1 protein-coding gene is annotated in these 1,014 nt (G+C 62.4%); it reads right to left on the reverse strand.

From position 1 onward, the window contains the following. A partial coding sequence (locus PDO_RS15815) for a DUF4158 domain-containing protein (RefSeq protein WP_007603879.1) occupies nt 1-1,014 on the reverse strand: 1,014 nt, incomplete at both ends.

Here is a 1,014-nt window from a genome sequence, read left to right on the forward strand (position 1 = left end):
GGCGAGCAGCGGGTCGTGCCGCCGCCGGGAGTGGAAGGTGAACGTCTGAAGAAACGCGCCGGCATATTTGCGGACTGTCGCGTGTTGCTCGGCCGCCGTCACCAAAGCCGACACGTCGTTGTTCTTCACCATGGCCTCAAGACCGGGTTTGACCTGAAGCAGCCGTTGCCACCCGACACGCCGATCCAGCGTCGTCATCGGATCTGCGTCGGTGTCGTCGGCCGCCTGCAGGGCCTCGATCGTGTCGAGGAACAGCCGTAATACCTTCGACGTTTCCAGGCGGGCACCCATATGACGCTGCTTTTTGCGGTTGTTGGCCTGGGAGAACAGTCGGCCCATCAGCTTGATAAACATCAGCACCGCGTCGTCGGTGAGTTTCTGGCCGAGCTTGATGATCTGCGCGACAATTGTCGCACGCCGTCGACTGGCATTGAAGTCGTTGGCCAGCCAGGCCGGAGTGGCATCTCCTTCCCGGACCATTTGCTCCCATCGTCCCGAAGGTATCAGGGCTTGCAATCGAGGATCAATCCCAAGCGTGCGCAGGAACGCAACCCGTTCGGTCAATCCGACAAGGTTCCCCGCCGCCGGGGCGTCGGGAGAAGAGCGCAACCAATGAAAGCGCGTCTGGCCGATCGCCGGGTCGACCACCAGCAGATTGTCCAGTGCTTGCAGCTTTTCCGGATCGAGGTCCGCGATCAACGCCGCTTCAGCACGACGGCGGGCAATGGCGCGAGCCGCCAATCCTATGCGCTCGATCCTATTCGCGGCAGGTAGCAATACCAGGCGCTCCCGGAATAAGGCGATAATGGCTTCCGCGATCGGCGTCCCTTTGTCTGTCGTCGCGGCGGTTTCGATCGCTGCCACGAGAGCCGCGCGCCGATCCTGGGCCGTCGCATTTCTCGCCCCCAGATAACGGAGCAACTTCCCAATGTGATCGCGCCGGGTCTCCTCGCGGCGGGCGTAGAGGTCGAATACCTCTCCTACACCAACCGCCACGCCGACCTGCTCTTCGAG

Origin of the sequence: Rhizobium sp. PDO1-076 (assembly GCF_000247475.1) — a bacterium.
Lineage (GTDB): Bacteria > Pseudomonadota > Alphaproteobacteria > Rhizobiales > Rhizobiaceae > Allorhizobium.